The following is a 15,635-nucleotide window of genomic DNA, read 5'->3' on the forward strand; positions in this document are numbered from 1 at the left end:
CTGCGAGCCGGGGCGGATTTCCGCCGAATGACCCCGATCCGGCAGTCAGGTTAACCCAACGTTAACTTTGTTTCGCGATCTCGGGGAAATGAATGAAAAGTATCAGAATTATGCGTTGAGTGCAGCCCTTGCGTTCTGTCTGTTGAGTATCGGGCTGGGTGCGGTGGCATCCGTCCTTTAGACGGTCTACGACGGAACCAGGTTCGGTTCCGGGGGCTACATGAAACTCACCGTCTACCTCGCTGGCGAGATCCATACGGATTGGCGTGAAGAGATCCGTTCGGCTGTCGGGGATCTGGACGTGACCTTTACCGGTCCGGTGACGGATCATGCGGCCAGCGATGATTGCGGCGCAATCATTCTCGGATCCGAAGAGAAGAAGTTCTGGCACGACCGCAAGGGCGCAGGGCTCAATGCGATCCGGACACGCAAAGCCATCGCGGACGCGGACGTGATCGTCGTGCGGTTCGGGGACAAGTATCGGCAATGGAACGCGGCCTTCGACGCGGGTCAGGCGGTGGCTCTGGGCAAATCGCTTGTCGTGATGCACGGACCCGACCATGCGCATGCGCTCAAGGAAGTCGATGCGGCCGCTCAGGCGGTCTGTGAAACGCCCCGGCAAGTGGCGGAAATCCTGCGCTACGTCCTCAAGGGCGACGTTCCCGCTTAACGTTGTGTCAACCGGTGTCGGGGATTCTGCCCGGCATGAACGCACGATTCGAAATCTCCGTCATGGCCTCCGGCTTGGTCATCTGTGTGCTTTGCCTTCTGCGGGCGGCTTGGCTGGTGATCTGATCAAGCGACCAGGTTGGCGATGTCGTTGAACAGGGCATCCGCTTTCCGCCGCGCGTTGGCGAGGAACTCATCGAGTGCGGCGCGTTCCGTAGTGTCGTAGGCCCAGTCACCGGGCTGCTCGACGGCTGCGGCAATCGCTTCGGGGGCGACTTGTCGATCCTGCCGCAGCCCCGCATCTTCCAGAAGTGCCGCGATCTTCCAGGAATTGGACGCAACGGCGAGCGCCGGCGTCCCGGTGATCAGCGAAAAGCACAGCCCGTGAAAGCGCCCTGTCGCATGGAGGTCCGCCGATCGAAGCGCGGCCGCGTAAGACGCTTCGTCCTGCAACACCTCCAAGCTCGGGAAGCGCCGCATCACGGCGTGCCGGTACGCGGCCGAATAGAGCCCGCGAAGCGCGCGCGTCGCCGCATTCCGGCCCTTTGGCCTCTTGAGGACGGTCACCGTCGGGACGATCCGGGCGCCGGGGATCTGTCGCGCAGTCTTCCATAGGGTGGCTGTAACGTCGGGATCGACCGAATCCCCGAAGATCAGCCCGTCGCGTTTCCCGGGTCTTTCTCCGACGACGCCGTCGCACAGGGTCAGATCCGGCACCACCCGGCCGGTCCGGCCCGTCAATTCCGCATAATGGGCGGCGCTTCGCTCATCCCGCAGGCTGACGAGATCAAACCGGTCGAGCGGCGCACGCCACGACGCCGGATTGTCCTGAAAAAGCGCATTCACCAGAACGCACCGCGCCCGGGCGGCTTCGGGCGCCTCCGCAATGGATAGCAAGTCTGCGCCGCGCCAGCTGCCATGATGGAGCGTGCCTTCACCATTCACGATCACGAGCCGGGCTTGAGGCAAGGCAGCGACGACAGCGGGCTGCTTCCGCCAGGGAAGGCCGACCATCCCGTACGCGGAGATGCCGATCCCCACCTTGGCCAATCTGCGCTCCAGCACCGACATGACACGCGCGCAGCCGTGATGGTGATCGGGCCTCGTATCGTTCAGCACCACTGCCGGGATCACGGCGCGGCCCTTGCGGATGGAAGCGGCGCTGGAGAGTAGCCGAGCCTCAGGAGGAGAGAGCGATCGGACGCGCAGAGCAGGCGTATGTCCCCACGCTCCGCAACGGACAGCGCCAGCGCGAAATGTGCCGCGATCCGGTCCTGACCGGCGTCCAGCCCCGAGCCGGCGCCCTCGCCTTCCTCGTAGAAGCGGCTTGTCCCGTCAGTCAGGTCGACCCCAGCCAACACGACGTCACCGGATCCGGCCGCCATCGCGAATTGGAGCGCCGTGAATGCGACCGTTCCGCAGCCCGCAATCCCCTTGGATGGGTCCAGCGAAAAGAGGGCGCCGTCGCCGGCTTCGACATGGTCGAGCCTGGCCAGGTCAAGATCGTCCTGCCGGGACCGCATGTACGGCTTTCGGATGTCATCGATCAAAACGATCCGTCCTTTGGACAGGAGGTCGGGATCGTAGCTGGCCAACGCTCGGATCGCCGATACCGACAGGAGCCACCATGGGATGCCGGGGGCGAAGCGCGCGAACATGGCGTGGTGCCGGTGAACAAACCGTTCATCCTCGACGCAGAGCGCCAGCGGTGAAGGGAGCGCGCCGTCCAGAAGTGTCAGAGCGCCGTTGAGGAGGATCGAGCCGTGTGCAGGCAGGGAGGAGAGATCCTGCCCCCGGAGACTTGGACCGGTGCCGATGATCGCACGCTGTCTGGGCATTTGTGACAGGAACGCAGATGCAGGCTCAACGTCCACGAGCGGCGTCCCTCGCCAGACTATACGGCCGGACGTATCCGGTCCCGCGGGGGTCAATCGAAGGCCCGGCCACCAGTCCTGCGCGTGGGCGCCCCGGCGCCCGTAACGGATGGACATCGCGATCTTCGCGATCTTTCGGCCGATGGGTCGATCCGACCTGCCCTTCACGATCCCCTCCCGCCCGGCGGTGTCGACTGGAACGCGGAGGGGGCCACGCCCCTCCGACTGGTCGGGCGGTGATGGGCTATTCGGATAGGCCTGGCAATGGCCCGGCTGCTGGGCCCAAGCGCCTCATCCCTCGCGCGGCGGGATGTTCTTGCCGCGTTGAACCGCCTCTCGCGCGAAGAAGCGGTCGAGATAGGGTTGAAGGTTCAGGAAGTCGTGCCATCCCACGATTTCCCGCGCGCCGTAGAAGTCCAACGCGTTGAGCCAGGGCGCGATGGCCATGTCGGCGACGGAGTAGGGTCCGGCGATCCAGTCCCGGCCATCGAGCGCGCCGTCCGCAACCGAGAGAAGCCGTTTCGCTTCGTCCACATAGCGCTGACGCGGGCGCGGGTCCTCGATCTTGCTGCCCGCGAACTTCACGAAAAAGCCGAGTTGGCCAAGCATCGGACCCAAACCGCCCATCTGCCACATCAGCCATTGCGTGACATGCGCGCGGTCGGATGGGCTCTCGCCGAGGAAGCGGCCGGTCTTCTCGCCCAGATAGAGCAGGATCGCGCCGCTTTCGAACAGGCCGACCGGCGTGCCATCGGGGCCGTCCGGGTCGATGATCGCGGGGATCTTGTTGTTCGGGCTCAGGGACAGGAACGCGTCGGACTTCACATCGTCGTCCGAGAGCGTCACGCGATGGGCTTCGTAGGGAAGCCCGGTCTCTTCGAGCATGATCGCGACCTTGATCCCGTTCGGGGTCGGGAAGCTGAAGAGCTGCAGCTTGGAGGGATCCTCGGGGGTCCATCTTTCGGTAATCGGGAATGCACTGAGGTCGGCCATAATCGTCTCCATGAGGTCCGACTTCTGACTAACCGAACACGGGCCCGACAAAATGGATGACTTTCGTGCACAATTCTACAAGCATCCCTGCGGCGGTGCACGCCACGAGTACAATGATTGGGGGAGAACGACCCGTGATTCAGGAATTCAAGGACTTCATCGCCAAGGGCAATGTCATGGACATGGCCGTCGGCATCATCATCGGCGCGGCATTCACGGCGATCGTGACGTCGCTGGTCGGCGATCTGATCAACCCGATTATCGCTCTCTTTACCGGCGGGATCGACTTCTCAGGCTGGTTCTACGTGATGGGCGATGGCGAGTTCAGTTCGGTCGAGGCAGCGACCGAGGCGGGCGTGCCGGTCTTCGCCATCGGCAATTTCCTTATGGCCGTGATCAATTTCCTGATCATCGCCTTCGTCGTCTTCATGCTCGTCAAGATGGTCAACCGGATCAAGGCCGCCGCCGAGCGTCCGGATGACGCCGCGCCGGAAGTCGAGACCGGACCATCGGAACTGGACGTCCTGCTGGAGATCCGCGACAGCCTGCGGTCCGGCCAGACACCGGCGGAATAAGGCCGATGACGGGGCCCGTCCCGGCGGGCCCCGTCAAGCCTCAGGCCGCCAGAACTGCCTCCGGCGAGACGGCGTCGAGGCCCTGAGCTTCGGCAACGGCTGCGACCGTCAGCCGTCCCGCATGGACATTGAGACCCGCGCGGAGATGCGGGTCCGACATGCAGGCCTCCCGCCATCCCTTGTCCGCCAGATCCAGAAGATAGGGCAGCGTCGCGTTGCCAAGGGCCAGCGTCGACGTGCGAGCGACCGCGCCGGGCATGTTGGCCACGCAGTAATGGAGAATGCCGTCCACCTCGTAGATCGGGTCCTGATGCGTCGTCGGTCGCGACGTCTCGAAACAGCCCCCCTGGTCGATGGCCACGTCCACGATGGCCGCGCCGGGCTTCATCGTCGAGAGCTGGCCACGCGTGACCAGTTTCGGCGCGGCGGCGCCGGGGATCAGGACGGCTCCGATGACGATGTCGGCCTGCGCCACCTCTTCGGCGGTGTTCCCCCGGCTGGCGAACCGGGTGCGGAACGCCGGGCCGAATGCATCGTCGAGATAGCGAAGGCGGTCCAGCGAGCGGTCGAGTACCGTGACGTCGGCGCCCATTCCCGCCGCGATGCGAGCCGCGTTCGTGCCGACGACGCCCCCGCCGATCACGGCGACGCGGGCCGGGGTGACACCTGGAACTCCACCCATCAGGACGCCGCGCCCCCCATTCGCCTTCTGAAGCGTCCAGGCGCCCATCTGCGGCGCCAGCTTTCCTGCGACTTCTGACATTGGTGCAAGCAGGGGCAGGCCGCCGCGACGGTCGGTCACGGTCTCGTAGGCGATGCACGTCGCGCCCGACGCTATCAGGTCCCGTGTCTGGTCGGGATCGGGGGCGAGGTGGAGATAGGTGAAGAGAACCTGACCCTCGCCCAGCATGGCGCGTTCGGGAGCTTGAGGCTCTTTCACCTTCACGATCATGTCGGCGTTCGCGAACACCTCTGCCGCCGTGTCGGCGAGCGTCGCGCCGGCGGCGACATATTCGTCATCGGCAAAGCCCGAGCCCAGCCCGGCACCTGACTGCACGATGACGGAATGCCCGTGCGCGATGGCCTCTCCGGCGGTCGACGGCGTCATGCCGACCCGGAACTCCTGCGGTTTTATCTCTGTGGGGCACCCGATCTGCATGACGTTTCCTCCCGCTTGGCGTCGCGGACAGGGTACGGCTTTCCCCGCAGGAGGAGTTCGCAAAGAGTTCCTGTTACCTGCCGCTTTGCGCGAAAATCCTGGCGCACATGTAGAAATTGGCGCAAGTTCTGCGCGCCATGACCGATTTCGACGACACCGACCGGAAGCTGCTGCGTCTGATCCAGCGGGATGCGCGTCTGACCGCGGCCGACCTGGCCGAACGGGTCAACCTGTCCCCGTCGGCCTGCCACCGCCGGCTGCAGCGGTTGGAACGGGAAGGTGTCGTCCGGGGGCATGTCGCGCTTCTCGATCCGCGGGCTCTTGGGCGCCGGGTCACCGTCTTCGTCGAGATCAGCCTCGCATCTCAGGCTGACGAGGTCCTGGGCGCCTTCGAGGCCGCGGTCGCACGGGTTCCCGAGGTTATGGAATGCCACCTGACCACGGGCGGACATGACTATCTGTTGAAGGTCGTCGCCCGGGATGCGGAGGATTTCGCGCGCCTCCATCGCCGCCATCTCGCCGGCCTGCCGGGCGTCGCGAAGATCGAGTCCTCTTTCGCTCTCAAGACGGTTCTTTCGACGACGGAACTGCCGATCTGACCCGGGACGGCCGTGTCAGAGGATCCAGTTTCCTGCCGCGAGAACGAGCGCGCCGCCGAGAGCGGCCTGGATGACATCCCGCCGCCACGCCCCCATCAGGAGCGCGGTGGCCGCTGCGGCGATCTTCACCGGGTCCGCTTCACTGCCCGGAGAGAAGACCAGCGGCGCGACCAGACCCGGAAGGACCGCGACCCCGGTATAGCGAAGGTGGCGCAACACCCATGGCGGCAGCGGCCGGTCCCCAACCAGACCCAGAAAGCTGAACCGGGTCAGGTAGGTCAGGACACCCAGGAGGGCGATGATGGCCCAGATCGGATAGTCGCTCATTCCGCGCGCCTCTCCAGTTCCGCTCCGACTGCCATGGCGGCCATGGCGGCCACGATCAAACCCAGGTTCCAGGGGATCCAGGCCAGCGCCATCGCGCCCGCTGCCGAAACGAAGGCAGCGGCGACGTGGGCGCGCGTCTTCAGCATCGGACCGACCAGCGCGAGAAAGGCAAGGGGGACCGCGAAGTCCAATGACCACGCATCCGGGATCCGGGTGCCCAGCACCGCGCCGGCCAGCGTGGATCCCACCCAGCACGGGAAGACCGGTAGGGCGGTGCCGAGGAAATAGCGGACCTTCTCGGCCACGTCCCAGTCGCTCCGGCGCTCGTAGGTTTCCACGGACAGCGCATAGGTCTGATCGACGAGCAGATACGATATCAGGCCCCGCGTCCCCGGTCCCGCCTTGCCGACATGGGGAACCATCGAGGCGGAGTACATGACCATCCGCAGGTTCACCGCGAGCGCCGACAGGATGACGATCGCCGTGGGTGCGCCCTGTTCCATCAATTGCAGGGCGGTCAACTGGGAGGCGCCTGCGATCACGAGGCTGGAAAAGGCCATGGTCTGCGCAAGGTCGAGGCCCGCCTCCGTGGCCAGCACCCCGAACAGGACACCGAAGGGCACCATGATGACCACGAACGGCATCCCGTCGCGGATGCCCTGATTGAAGCCGGACCTCATGGCGATGCCAAACCGGCTTCCCCGCGGTTTTGCAAGCGCTGCCGAACCGGCTTGCACCCTCCGCGTCCACGGCGCACCTTCCGCACCGATGGCGACCCTCCGTCCCGATACCCTGGCCGTCGCGCCCGATCCAGGCGATCCGATGCTGACGGCGCCGGTCACGGCAATCGACGAGCACGGCGAGGAGGTCGCCCTGCGCGTCGTCGAGGAGCGGCCGCTCACGATCTACCTCAATGCGCGAGAGATCGTGACCGCGATGACGGTCGGCGATCACCCCGAATGGCTCGCGCTGGGGTTCCTGGCCAATCAGGGGATGCTCCGTCCAGACGAAGAGGTCACCGGGGTCGACTACGATGAAGAACTTGGCGTCGTCGTCGTCCGCACGGCCATCGAGACGGATCACGAAGCGAAGCTATCGCGCGCCACACGCACGTCGGGCTGCGCGGTCGGAACCGTCTTCGGTGACATGATGGAGGGTCTCGAGGGCCTTACCCTTCCTGCCGTTTCCGTGCGGGTCAGCGATCTCCTCGCGCTCAGCCACGCGATAAACCGGACGCCGTCGCTCTATCTCGAGGCAGGTGCGATCCACGGGACGTGTCTCTGCCGTGGGGCAGAGCCTCTCGCCTATTTCGAGGATGTCGGCCGTCACAACGCGGTGGACAAGCTGGCCGGCTGGATGCGGGTCGAGCGCGTCCCTGCAGGGGACAAGATCATGTATACGACGGGGCGCCTCACCTCAGAGATGGTGATCAAATGCGCGATGATGGGCATCCCCGTCCTCGTCTCCCGCTCGGGGTTCACGGCCTGGGGCGTGCGGGTCGCCCGTCAGGTCGGGCTCACCGTGATCGGCCGTCTGAAAGGCAAGAGGTTTCTGTGCATCTCGGGGCAGGACCGGATCGTCCGGGATGCGGAGGCGGCAGAATGATCAGCGCGAATGGCCCAGCGTGCCTGCCGCGCGGCGGGCCTGTCGCACAGGCGCCGGCTTGAGCAGTCGGTCGGACATACCGGCCGTCGTTCTGGCGGGCGGTCTGGCCCGGCGAATGGGCGGGGGCGACAAGGGGCGTCTGATGCTCGCAGGCAAGCCGATCCTGACTCATGTTCTGGATCGTCTGTCGCCTCAGGTCGGACGGGTCGCGATCAACGCAAATGGTGACTCGGCGAGGTGGGACGAGTTTGGATTGCCCGTCCTGCCGGATACGGTTCCCGACTACCCTGGCCCCCTTGCCGGCGTCCTGGCTGGTCTTGACTGGGCGGCCGACCAAGGTGCGGAGGCCATTGTGTCCGCCGCCGCCGACACCCCGTTTCTGCCGTCCGACCTTGTCCCGGGTCTTTTGTCTGCGCGTGGTCCATCCGGGCTGGTTCTTGCGCGCGCCGGGCGCCCTCAGCCGACCTTCGGGCTTTGGCCGGTCGCTCTGCGCGAGGACCTGCGTTCGGCCCTCGCATCGGGGACCCGTAAGATCCTCCATTGGACCGACGCCCATGGGGCAACCTATGCCGACTTCCCGGAAGACGCCTTCTTCAACGTGAACACGCCCGAGGATCTGCAGGCCGCGGAGGTGCGCGCATGATCCTCTGGGGGATCGTCGGCCGCAAGAATGCCGGCAAGACCACGCTGACAGAGCGGCTGGTGGCCGAACTGACCGGACGCGGCTTGGTCGTCAGTACCCTAAAGCGCACGCATCACGCCCTGGATCTGGACGTGCCGGGGACGGATAGCCATCGCCATCGCGAGGCCGGAGCGCGTCAGGTGCTCTTGGCCTCGGACGCCCGCGTCACCCTGATGGAGGAAGTCCGTCAGCCAACGCTGACCGATCTGCTTGGGCGTCTCGCGCCCTGCGATGTCGTGCTTGCCGAGGGGTGGAAGCACGGCTCTCATCCTCGGATCGAGGTCTGGCGAGAGGCGTGCGGCGCCTCCCCGCTGGCCGCAGACGACCCGACGATCGCCGCGATTGCCTGCGATACCGATCCCGGCACGGAACATCCACGCCTGGATGTCGACGATATCGCGGGCATCGCCGATTGGATTTCGCGATGAGTTTCGATCTGGTCATCGCGGCGGACTGGTCCTCGGGCGAAGTCGCGACCGGCGCTCGGCCCCGCAAGGACGCGATCTGGGTCTGTGCCCGGCTTTGGGATGAGGTCCATCTGGAGTATTTTCCCACGCGCCATGCGGCGTTGCGCTGGATCGAGGATTGGCTTGGCCAAGGGCATCGCACGCTTCTGGGGTTCGATTTCGCCTACGGTTGGCCTGCGGGCTTTGCCGAGCGCCTGACCGGCCAGGCCGACGCGCTCGCGGTTTGGGACTGGCTTGCCGACCGGATTGAGGACGGGCCCGACAACGCGAACAACCGCTTCGACATCGCCGCCAGGATAAATGACGCGTTTCCGGGCGTCGGGCCGCTTTGGGGGCATCCCCATGGCCGGTCCTATCCCGGTCTGCCGGCCCGCAAGTCGGATCGGCGGGATCTCGATCTGGGGGAGCACCGTGTATGCGAAGAAGTCGGCAGCGGTGCGAAGTCCGTCTTCCAACTCGCCTATGCGGGCGCCGTCGGTGGGCAGAGCCTTGTCGGGCAGGCTGCTCTTGCCCGTCTGCGCGCTGCCCATCCCGAGATCGTCGCCTGGCCACAGCAGACCGGGTTCGTGGTGCCCGAGGGACGGATCGTCCTGGTCGAGATCTATCCAAGCCTCTTCGACGATGTGGTCGAGGCCCACGAGATCAAGGACGCTCGGCAGGTCCTGGCGACGGCCAGTGCCTTCGCGGCAATGCCGGACGACTGGTTCACGGCGCCCGCAGGACTGCCCGACCGGGATCGTATCGCGCGCGAGGAAGGCTGGATCCTGGGCGTCGGCCCGACCGGTCCAATGTCATCGCAGGGCCGCGCACCGGATGATTGCTTCGCCCTTCCGCCGGGCGTTCATTGGACGCCGGTGGACGAGGCGATGGCGACATTGTCCGCCCTGACGCCCGTGACGTCGGTCGAGGAGATCCCGGTCGAGGCTGCGGCAGGCCGTGTGCTGGCCCAGGACCTGCGGGCGAAGCGCGCCAATCCCCCGACGCCGAACGCGGCGGTGGACGGATGGGGCTATGCTGCCGCGACCCTGCCGGAAGGCGAAATCCCGGTGGCAGAGGGGCGCGCGGCGGCCGGACAGCCTTATGGCACCGCCGTCCCACCCGGTCAGGCGCTTCGAATCCTTACCGGGGCGGCCTTGCCCGACGGCGTCGATACGATCGTGCTCCAGGAGGACGCGACCGTCCGAGACGGCCATCTGCAACTCGCGCACCGCCCGAAGCCCGGCGCGAATACCCGCGCGGCCGGAGAGGACGTGGCCAGGGGGGACCCAATCTTGCGGGCTGGCAACCGCCTGCGCCCTTCCGATATCGCGCTCGCCATCGCGGCAGGCCATGGGTCGATCCCGATCCATGTCCGTCTTCGTGTCGCGGTCCTGTCGACGGGCGATGAAATCGTCCCGCCGGGAACGGACGGGACCGGGATCTACGATGCAAACAGGCCGATGCTGCTGGCCATGCTCGAAGCGTGGGGGGTGACGCCTGTCGATCTCGGTCACGTGGGCGACGATGCCGCCGAGTTGGCTGACACGCTCGATCGCGCCGCCGAGACGGACGCGATCCTCACGTCGGGAGGCGCGTCAGCGGGGGAAGAAGATCACCTTTCAAGACTTCTGTCGACGGAGGGCAGCGTGGCCCATTGGCGGATCGCGGTGAAACCGGGTCGACCGCTTGCCCTGGGTCGGTGGCGCGGCACGCCGCTCTTCGGTCTGCCGGGCAACCCGGTCGCCGCTTTTACCTGTGCGGCGTTCTTCGCACGGCCGGCGCTGCTCAGGCTCGCGGGGATGGACTGGCTGCTTCCGAGACGCTGGACCGTCCCGGCCGCGTTCACCAAGACCAAGAAGCCGGGGCGGCGGGAATACCTGCGGTCCCGCCTCGACCCCGAGGGCCGTGCAGAGGTCTTCCGCTCGGAAGGGTCAGGCCGCGTCTCCGGCCTCTCCTGGGCCGAGGGGTTCGTCGAATTGCCGGATGAGGCCGCCTCGGTGAAGCCGGGGGATCCGGTTCGCTACATCCCCTTCTCCGAACTGGGGCTTGGCTGAGACCTCACTCGTCCAACCCGTTCGCGCGCGCCACGAAATCGACGAGATGGGGCACGTAGTCTTCGGACCCGTCCCCACCCTGAGAGACCGCCCCGGCATAGGAATTGCGGATCGCGGCACCGACCGGATTCGCGATCCCGGCAGCCCCGGCCATCGAGGCCAGATAGGTCATGTCTTTCAGCGCGTTGGTCAGCGTGAACTTGTGGCTGTCGCGATTTCCCTCGACCGCGTAACCCATGAAGGTCTGATAGAAACCGCAATCCATCCGGCTACCCCGGATCACGCCGTCGAAGGTTTCGGTGCTGATGCCGACCTTGCGGGACAGCGCCAGAGCTTCGGCGTAGAGCGCCCCGTACCCCATGGCCAGGAAGTTGTTGAGCAGCTTCATCCGGTGGCCGGTACCCACAGGTCCCAGATGCGCGACGGCAGCGCCCGCCCAGCTTCTGAGGATCGGCTCGATCCGCGCGAATGTGGTCTCGTCGGCACCTACCATCGCGGCAAGCTGGCCTTCCGCCGCCTGCGCGGGCGTCCCGCCGAGCGGGGCGTCCGCCATGTGGCTGCCGGCGGCCTCGATCCGTTTCGCGAGCATGACGGTCGAAACCGGGTCAGAGGTCGAGCAGTCGATGACGACGGAGCCCTTCGGCAGTTCGGGGAGCACCTTTTCGACGATGGTCTCGACCTGTGGCGATCCGGGCGCGCAGATATGGAGGACGTCGGCATTTGCGGCGAGGTCCTCCAGCGTCTGCGCCTCTCTCGCGCCCAGCTCGAGCAGACGCTCCACCGGGGCGCGGTTCATATGAGCGATCACAGTGACTGGGTATCCCGCCTTCAGCATCGATGCGGCCATGCCTTCGCCCATCAGGCCGACGCCGACGAATCCGATCCGTTCCATTAAATCCTCCCCCTTTTCAGAGGCAGGCTAGCGCGGCATGCGTGATTTGGAAGTGGGGCCGGATCAGCTCTTGGGCCGCAACCGGATGACGACATCGACCTTGGCGATCTCCATTCCGTCCGGCGGCTCGGGCAGATCGGAGATGGTCAGCCCCTTCGTTCCGGCATCCGACAGCCGCCCGTCTTCCCAGTAGAAGTGCGGATGATCGTCGAGACGGGTATCGAAGTAGCTGCCGGTTCCGTCTACCGTGATTTCCTGCACGAGCCCGGCTTCGGTGAAGGCCCGCAGGGTGTTGTAGACGGTTGCAAGGGACACCTTGTCCCCGGTCTTCCGCGCGGCGTCATGCAGCCACTCGGCAGTGACGTGCCGGTCACGCCCGTCGCCCACCAGAAGCGATGCGAGCAGCACCCGTTGACGCGTCGGGCGAAGGCCCGCCTCCGCCAGCCAAGCCTCGCCGCGCACGCGCTGTGTATCGGACGCAATATCCATAGGTGGAATATTATGCGGCCTGCAGGCGGGTTTCAATTCCATTCGCCTTCGCATGGCGATGCTCTCGCCGGGTTGCGGTTTTGAAACACCGGGTGATAGGGGAGGCGGAACGGCTGAAGGGGGCCCGATGAGCCAATATCCGACTCATTTCGACAAGGACGATCTGCTGAAATGCGCCCGGGGCGAGCTGTTCGGTCCGGGCAACGCGCAATTGCCAGAACCGCCGATGCTGATGATGGACCGGATCACGGATATCTCCGGCGATGGCGGTCTGCACGGCAAGGGTCACGTGGTGGCCGAGTTCGACATCTCGCCGGATCTCTGGTTCTTCGATTGCCATTTCCCGGGGAACCCGATCATGCCGGGCTGTCTGGGTCTCGACGGGCTCTGGCAGCTTACCGGCTTCAACCTGGGCTGGCGCGGCTGGACGGGGCGGGGCTATGCGCTGGGCGTGGGCGAGGTGAAGCTGACCGGAATGGTCCGGCCGGACCGGAAGATGCTGCGCTATTTCGTCGACTTCACCAAGGCCATCCAGACCCGCCGCCTGACCATGGGGGTCGCCGACGGCCGGGTCGAAGCGGATGGCGAGGAAATCTACGTGGTCAAGGACATGAAGGTCGCGCTCTCCGAGAGCTGACCGAGGGAGGAACGCCATGCGTCGTGTCGTCGTCACCGGGCTGGGCATCGTCTCGTCCATCGGGAATTCCGCCGCAGAGGTGACCGCCTCGCTCAGGGCAGGGAAGTCGGGGATCACCTTCGCGCCGGAATACGCAGAGCGCGGTTTTCGCAGCCGGATCCACGGAATGCCGGATATCGACCCGGCCGAGCATATCGACAAGCGGCACATGCGGTTCATGGGACCGGGGGCCGCCTATGCCTATCTCTCGCTCGAACAGGCGATCGCGGATGCCGGTCTCGAGGCATCCGACGTCTCGAACCCGCGCACCGGCCTCGTGGCCGGGTCCGGAGGGCCTTCGACCTCCAACTTCTTCATCGCGCACAACACCGTTCGTGAGAAGGGCAGCCCCAAGCGGATGGGTCCCTACATGGTGCCCCGCTGCATGTCCTCGACCGTCAGCGCCAACCTGGCGACGGCTTTCGAGATCAAGGGCTTGAGCTATTCCATCACCTCGGCCTGCTCGACCTCGCTGCACTGCATCCAGAACGGTGCAGAGCAGATCATGCTCGGCAAGCAGGACGTCGTCTTCGCCGGGGGCGGAGAGGAGGTCGACTGGACCCTCTCCTGTCTCTTCGATGCGATGGGCGCGATGTCTTCGAAATACAACGACACGCCCGAAAAGGCGTCGAGGGCGTTCGACGCGGATCGGGACGGCTTCGTCATCGCCGGTGGCGGCGGCATGGTCGTGCTGGAGGAGTACGAGCATGCGAAGGCCCGTGGCGCCAAGATCTACGCTGAGATCACGGGCTTCGGCGCCACGTCCGACGGCGTCAACATGGTCGCCCCGTCCGGCGAGGGCGGGGAACGGGCCATGCGCCTGGCCGTCGAGACCCTGCCGGAGGACCGCAAGGTCAGCTACATCAACGCCCACGGCACCTCGACCCCGGTCGGCGATGTCGGCGAGGTCGAAGCGGTCCGCCGGGTTTTCGGTGAAGACGCCGTTCCGCCCATCAGTTCGACGAAGTCCATGACCGGTCACAGCCAGGGCGCGACCGGCGCGCAGGAGGCGATCTATTGCCTTCTGATGATGGAGGGCGACTTCATCGCTCCATCCATCAACGTCGAGACGCTGGATCCCGGGCTGAAGCCTCATGAGATCGCCACCAGCCTCGTGGAGAATGCGGGACTGGACAGCGTCATGACCAACTCGTTCGGCTTCGGCGGCACGAACGGGTCGATGATCTTGTCGCGGCTGCAGGACTGAGATCATGCGGCTGGACGGCAAGCGGGCGATCGTGATGGGCGTGGCCAACGCCCATTCCATCGCATGGGGGATCGCGCAATCGCTGCATGAGGCGGGTGCGGAGCTTTGCTTCACCCATCAGGGCGAGGCATTCGGCAAGCGGCTGGCACCACTGGCCGAGTCGGTTGGGTCGGATTTCATCCACGACGTGGACGTCACCGATGATGCCTCGGTGGATCGCCTGTTTGATGCGGTGGCCGAACGCTGGGGCGCGATGGACATTCTGATCCACGCGGTCGCCTTCTCGGACAAGGCCGAGCTGACGGGCCGGTTTTCGGACACGACGCGCGGCAACTTTCGGAATTCTCTCGACATATCCTGCTATTCCCTGATCGACCTGTCGCGGAGGGCCATGCCTCTGATGGAAGACGGCGGCAGCATCGTCACCCTTACCTTTGAGGGGTCCAGAAGGGTCATGCCGCACTACAACGTGATGGGGGTGGCGAAGGCCGCGCTTGAGGCCTCCGTCAGGTATCTCGCCTCCGATCTGGGCGAGCAGGGCATTCGGGTGAATGCCATTTCTCCCGGCCCGATGAAGACTCTCGCGGGCAGTGCCATCGGCGGGGCCCGCAAGACGTTCCGCCATGCGGAAGCGAACGCCCCGATGAGGGCGAATGCGACGCTCGAGGCGATCGGGGGAACAGCGCTGTGGCTATGCTCCGATGCCGGGGCGTCGACCACCGGCGAAATCGTTCACGTCGACGGCGGATATCACGTCATGGGAATGCCGCGGCCGGACAACCTCTGAACCGGGAAAAGTCGGCTCTCCAGAGAGAAAGTCGTACGAGGAGAAGGGGCTTGATTGATCAATGCCAATGATCGGCTGGGATTGTTCTCGGGAGATAGGCAATACTCCGCTGATCCCTTAAGACTTGTGACGTAATTGCCTAATTTTGGCCGCTTCTCCGTGCGAAGACAGGGACATAACCGGTGGCAGGTTCTTGTTGAGCGCGGAATTTATGAAAACGCTGTTCGAAATATTTCTGAGGGATCAGCGCGGTGCGATTTCGACCGACTGGATCATCCTCACTGCGGCCCTGCTGGGGACCGGCTACGCGGTCGTGAGCGGGCTGGGCGAAGGCCCTCGTCTGCCTGAACGCGTCTCCGGTGGCGGTCTCAGCGGCATGGTTCTCGAAGAGAGCCTCGGGCCCGGCGTATGTCGCGGCGGAATCGACGCGTTGCGGGCCATGCATGGCGGCAAATCCGCCGAGAGCTGGGCCGGAAGCCTCAGCGACAATGCGCTTGTCCGTGAAGTCGACCGGCTGCGCAGCTACGTGAACCGCGATCCCGCGCAGATGACCGCGCTCGAATGCGAGATGGTGCGCCGCGCGGGACGCTGACATTTACAC

Annotated in this window: 19 protein-coding genes; 11 read left to right on the forward strand and 8 right to left on the reverse strand. The window is 65.5% G+C overall.

Annotation, left to right across the window (positions count from 1 at the left end; genetic code table 11):
• Positions 1–220: 220 nt before the first annotated feature.
• Positions 221–670: a YtoQ family protein gene (locus tag jaqu_RS13575; protein ID WP_043919538.1), complete on the forward strand. Its 450-nt coding sequence runs from the start codon at positions 221–223 to the stop codon at positions 668–670.
• 125 nt (positions 671–795) lie between these two features.
• On the opposite strand, the gene jaqu_RS13580 is transcribed toward jaqu_RS13575, so the two are convergent.
• The 3 genes from jaqu_RS13580 to jaqu_RS13590 form a co-directional block, all read right to left on the reverse strand.
• The gene (locus jaqu_RS13580; RefSeq protein ID WP_043919539.1) at positions 796–1,803 is read right to left on the reverse strand and encodes a polysaccharide pyruvyl transferase family protein; all 1,008 of its coding nucleotides are present in this window, start codon (positions 1,801–1,803) and stop codon (positions 796–798) included.
• Positions 1,800–2,507 carry a hypothetical protein gene (locus jaqu_RS13585; RefSeq protein WP_052500973.1) on the reverse strand — a complete coding sequence of 236 codons (708 nt, stop codon included), beginning with the start codon at positions 2,505–2,507 and terminating at the stop codon, positions 1,800–1,802. Before jaqu_RS13585 ends, jaqu_RS13580 begins: the two co-directional genes overlap by 4 nt.
• 327 nt (positions 2,508–2,834) lie before the next feature.
• A complete protein-coding gene (locus jaqu_RS13590) occupies positions 2,835–3,536 on the reverse strand; it encodes a glutathione S-transferase N-terminal domain-containing protein (protein WP_043919593.1) in 702 nt (233 codons plus the stop codon).
• 134 nt (positions 3,537–3,670) lie between these two features.
• Here jaqu_RS13590 and mscL point away from each other — a divergent pair, with 134 nt between their 5' ends.
• Positions 3,671–4,111: a large conductance mechanosensitive channel protein MscL gene (gene mscL / locus jaqu_RS13595; RefSeq protein ID WP_043919540.1), complete on the forward strand. Its 441-nt coding sequence runs from the start codon at positions 3,671–3,673 to the stop codon at positions 4,109–4,111.
• A 40-nt stretch (positions 4,112–4,151) separates the two neighbouring features.
• On the opposite strand, the gene ald is transcribed toward mscL, so the two are convergent.
• Entirely contained in the window at positions 4,152–5,270 is a 1,119-nt protein-coding gene (gene ald, locus jaqu_RS13600) for an alanine dehydrogenase (RefSeq protein WP_043919541.1), read from the reverse strand.
• Positions 5,271–5,407: 137 nt separating this feature from the next.
• On the opposite strand from ald, the gene jaqu_RS13605 reads away from it, so the two are divergent.
• Entirely contained in the window at positions 5,408–5,869 is a 462-nt protein-coding gene (locus jaqu_RS13605) for an Lrp/AsnC family transcriptional regulator (RefSeq protein WP_043919542.1), read from the forward strand.
• Positions 5,870–5,884: 15 nt separating this feature from the next.
• Here jaqu_RS13605 and jaqu_RS13610 read toward each other — a convergent pair whose 3' ends face one another.
• Positions 5,885–6,196, reverse strand: coding sequence for an AzlD domain-containing protein (locus jaqu_RS13610; protein ID WP_043919543.1), 312 nt, complete (start codon positions 6,194–6,196; stop codon positions 5,885–5,887).
• Positions 6,193–6,876, reverse strand: coding sequence for an AzlC family ABC transporter permease (locus jaqu_RS13615; RefSeq protein WP_043919544.1), 684 nt, complete (start codon positions 6,874–6,876; stop codon positions 6,193–6,195). Before jaqu_RS13615 ends, jaqu_RS13610 begins: the two co-directional genes overlap by 4 nt.
• An 88-nt stretch (positions 6,877–6,964) precedes the next feature.
• On the opposite strand from jaqu_RS13615, the gene jaqu_RS13620 reads away from it, so the two are divergent.
• From jaqu_RS13620 to jaqu_RS13635, 4 genes are read left to right on the forward strand one after another with little or no spacing between them, the layout of a single operon-like run.
• Complete coding sequence (locus tag jaqu_RS13620) at positions 6,965–7,801, forward strand: formate dehydrogenase accessory sulfurtransferase FdhD (protein ID WP_043919594.1); 837 nt, start codon at positions 6,965–6,967, stop codon at positions 7,799–7,801.
• Between the two features lie 58 nt (positions 7,802–7,859).
• Positions 7,860–8,444, forward strand: coding sequence for a molybdenum cofactor guanylyltransferase MobA (mobA, locus tag jaqu_RS13625; RefSeq protein ID WP_269078994.1), 585 nt, complete (start codon positions 7,860–7,862; stop codon positions 8,442–8,444).
• Positions 8,441–8,911 (forward strand): molybdopterin-guanine dinucleotide biosynthesis protein B, encoded by a 471-nt coding sequence (gene mobB, locus jaqu_RS13630; RefSeq protein WP_043919545.1) that lies wholly within the window; start codon positions 8,441–8,443, stop codon positions 8,909–8,911. The genes mobA and mobB overlap by 4 nt, the downstream gene beginning before the upstream one ends.
• Positions 8,908–10,983, forward strand: a complete 2,076-nt coding sequence (locus jaqu_RS13635) for a molybdopterin-binding protein (RefSeq protein ID WP_043919546.1) — start codon at positions 8,908–8,910, stop codon at positions 10,981–10,983. Before mobB ends, jaqu_RS13635 begins: the two co-directional genes overlap by 4 nt.
• Before the next feature lie 4 nt (positions 10,984–10,987).
• On the opposite strand, the gene jaqu_RS13640 is transcribed toward jaqu_RS13635, so the two are convergent.
• The gene (locus jaqu_RS13640) at positions 10,988–11,875 is read right to left on the reverse strand and encodes an NAD(P)-dependent oxidoreductase (RefSeq protein WP_043919547.1); all 888 of its coding nucleotides are present in this window, start codon (positions 11,873–11,875) and stop codon (positions 10,988–10,990) included.
• Between the two features lie 63 nt (positions 11,876–11,938).
• Positions 11,939–12,364 (reverse strand): iron response transcriptional regulator IrrA, encoded by a 426-nt coding sequence (gene irrA, locus jaqu_RS13645; protein ID WP_043919548.1) that lies wholly within the window; start codon positions 12,362–12,364, stop codon positions 11,939–11,941.
• 127 nt (positions 12,365–12,491) lie between these two features.
• On the opposite strand from irrA, the gene fabA reads away from it, so the two are divergent.
• From fabA to jaqu_RS13665, 4 genes are all read left to right on the forward strand, one after another.
• Positions 12,492–13,001 (forward strand): bifunctional 3-hydroxydecanoyl-ACP dehydratase/trans-2-decenoyl-ACP isomerase, encoded by a 510-nt coding sequence (gene fabA / locus jaqu_RS13650; protein WP_043919549.1) that lies wholly within the window; start codon positions 12,492–12,494, stop codon positions 12,999–13,001.
• Between the two features lie 16 nt (positions 13,002–13,017).
• Positions 13,018–14,247: a beta-ketoacyl-ACP synthase I gene (gene fabB / locus jaqu_RS13655; RefSeq protein ID WP_043919550.1), complete on the forward strand. Its 1,230-nt coding sequence runs from the start codon at positions 13,018–13,020 to the stop codon at positions 14,245–14,247.
• Positions 14,248–14,251: 4 nt separating this feature from the next.
• Entirely contained in the window at positions 14,252–15,034 is a 783-nt protein-coding gene (locus jaqu_RS13660) for an enoyl-ACP reductase FabI (RefSeq protein WP_043919551.1), read from the forward strand.
• 211 nt (positions 15,035–15,245) lie between these two features.
• The gene (locus jaqu_RS13665; RefSeq protein ID WP_043919552.1) at positions 15,246–15,626 is read left to right on the forward strand and encodes a hypothetical protein; all 381 of its coding nucleotides are present in this window, start codon (positions 15,246–15,248) and stop codon (positions 15,624–15,626) included.
• Positions 15,627–15,635: the final 9 nt, after the last annotated feature.

It is taken from the genome of Jannaschia aquimarina (genome assembly GCF_000877395.1).
Classification (GTDB): domain Bacteria; phylum Pseudomonadota; class Alphaproteobacteria; order Rhodobacterales; family Rhodobacteraceae; genus Jannaschia; species Jannaschia aquimarina.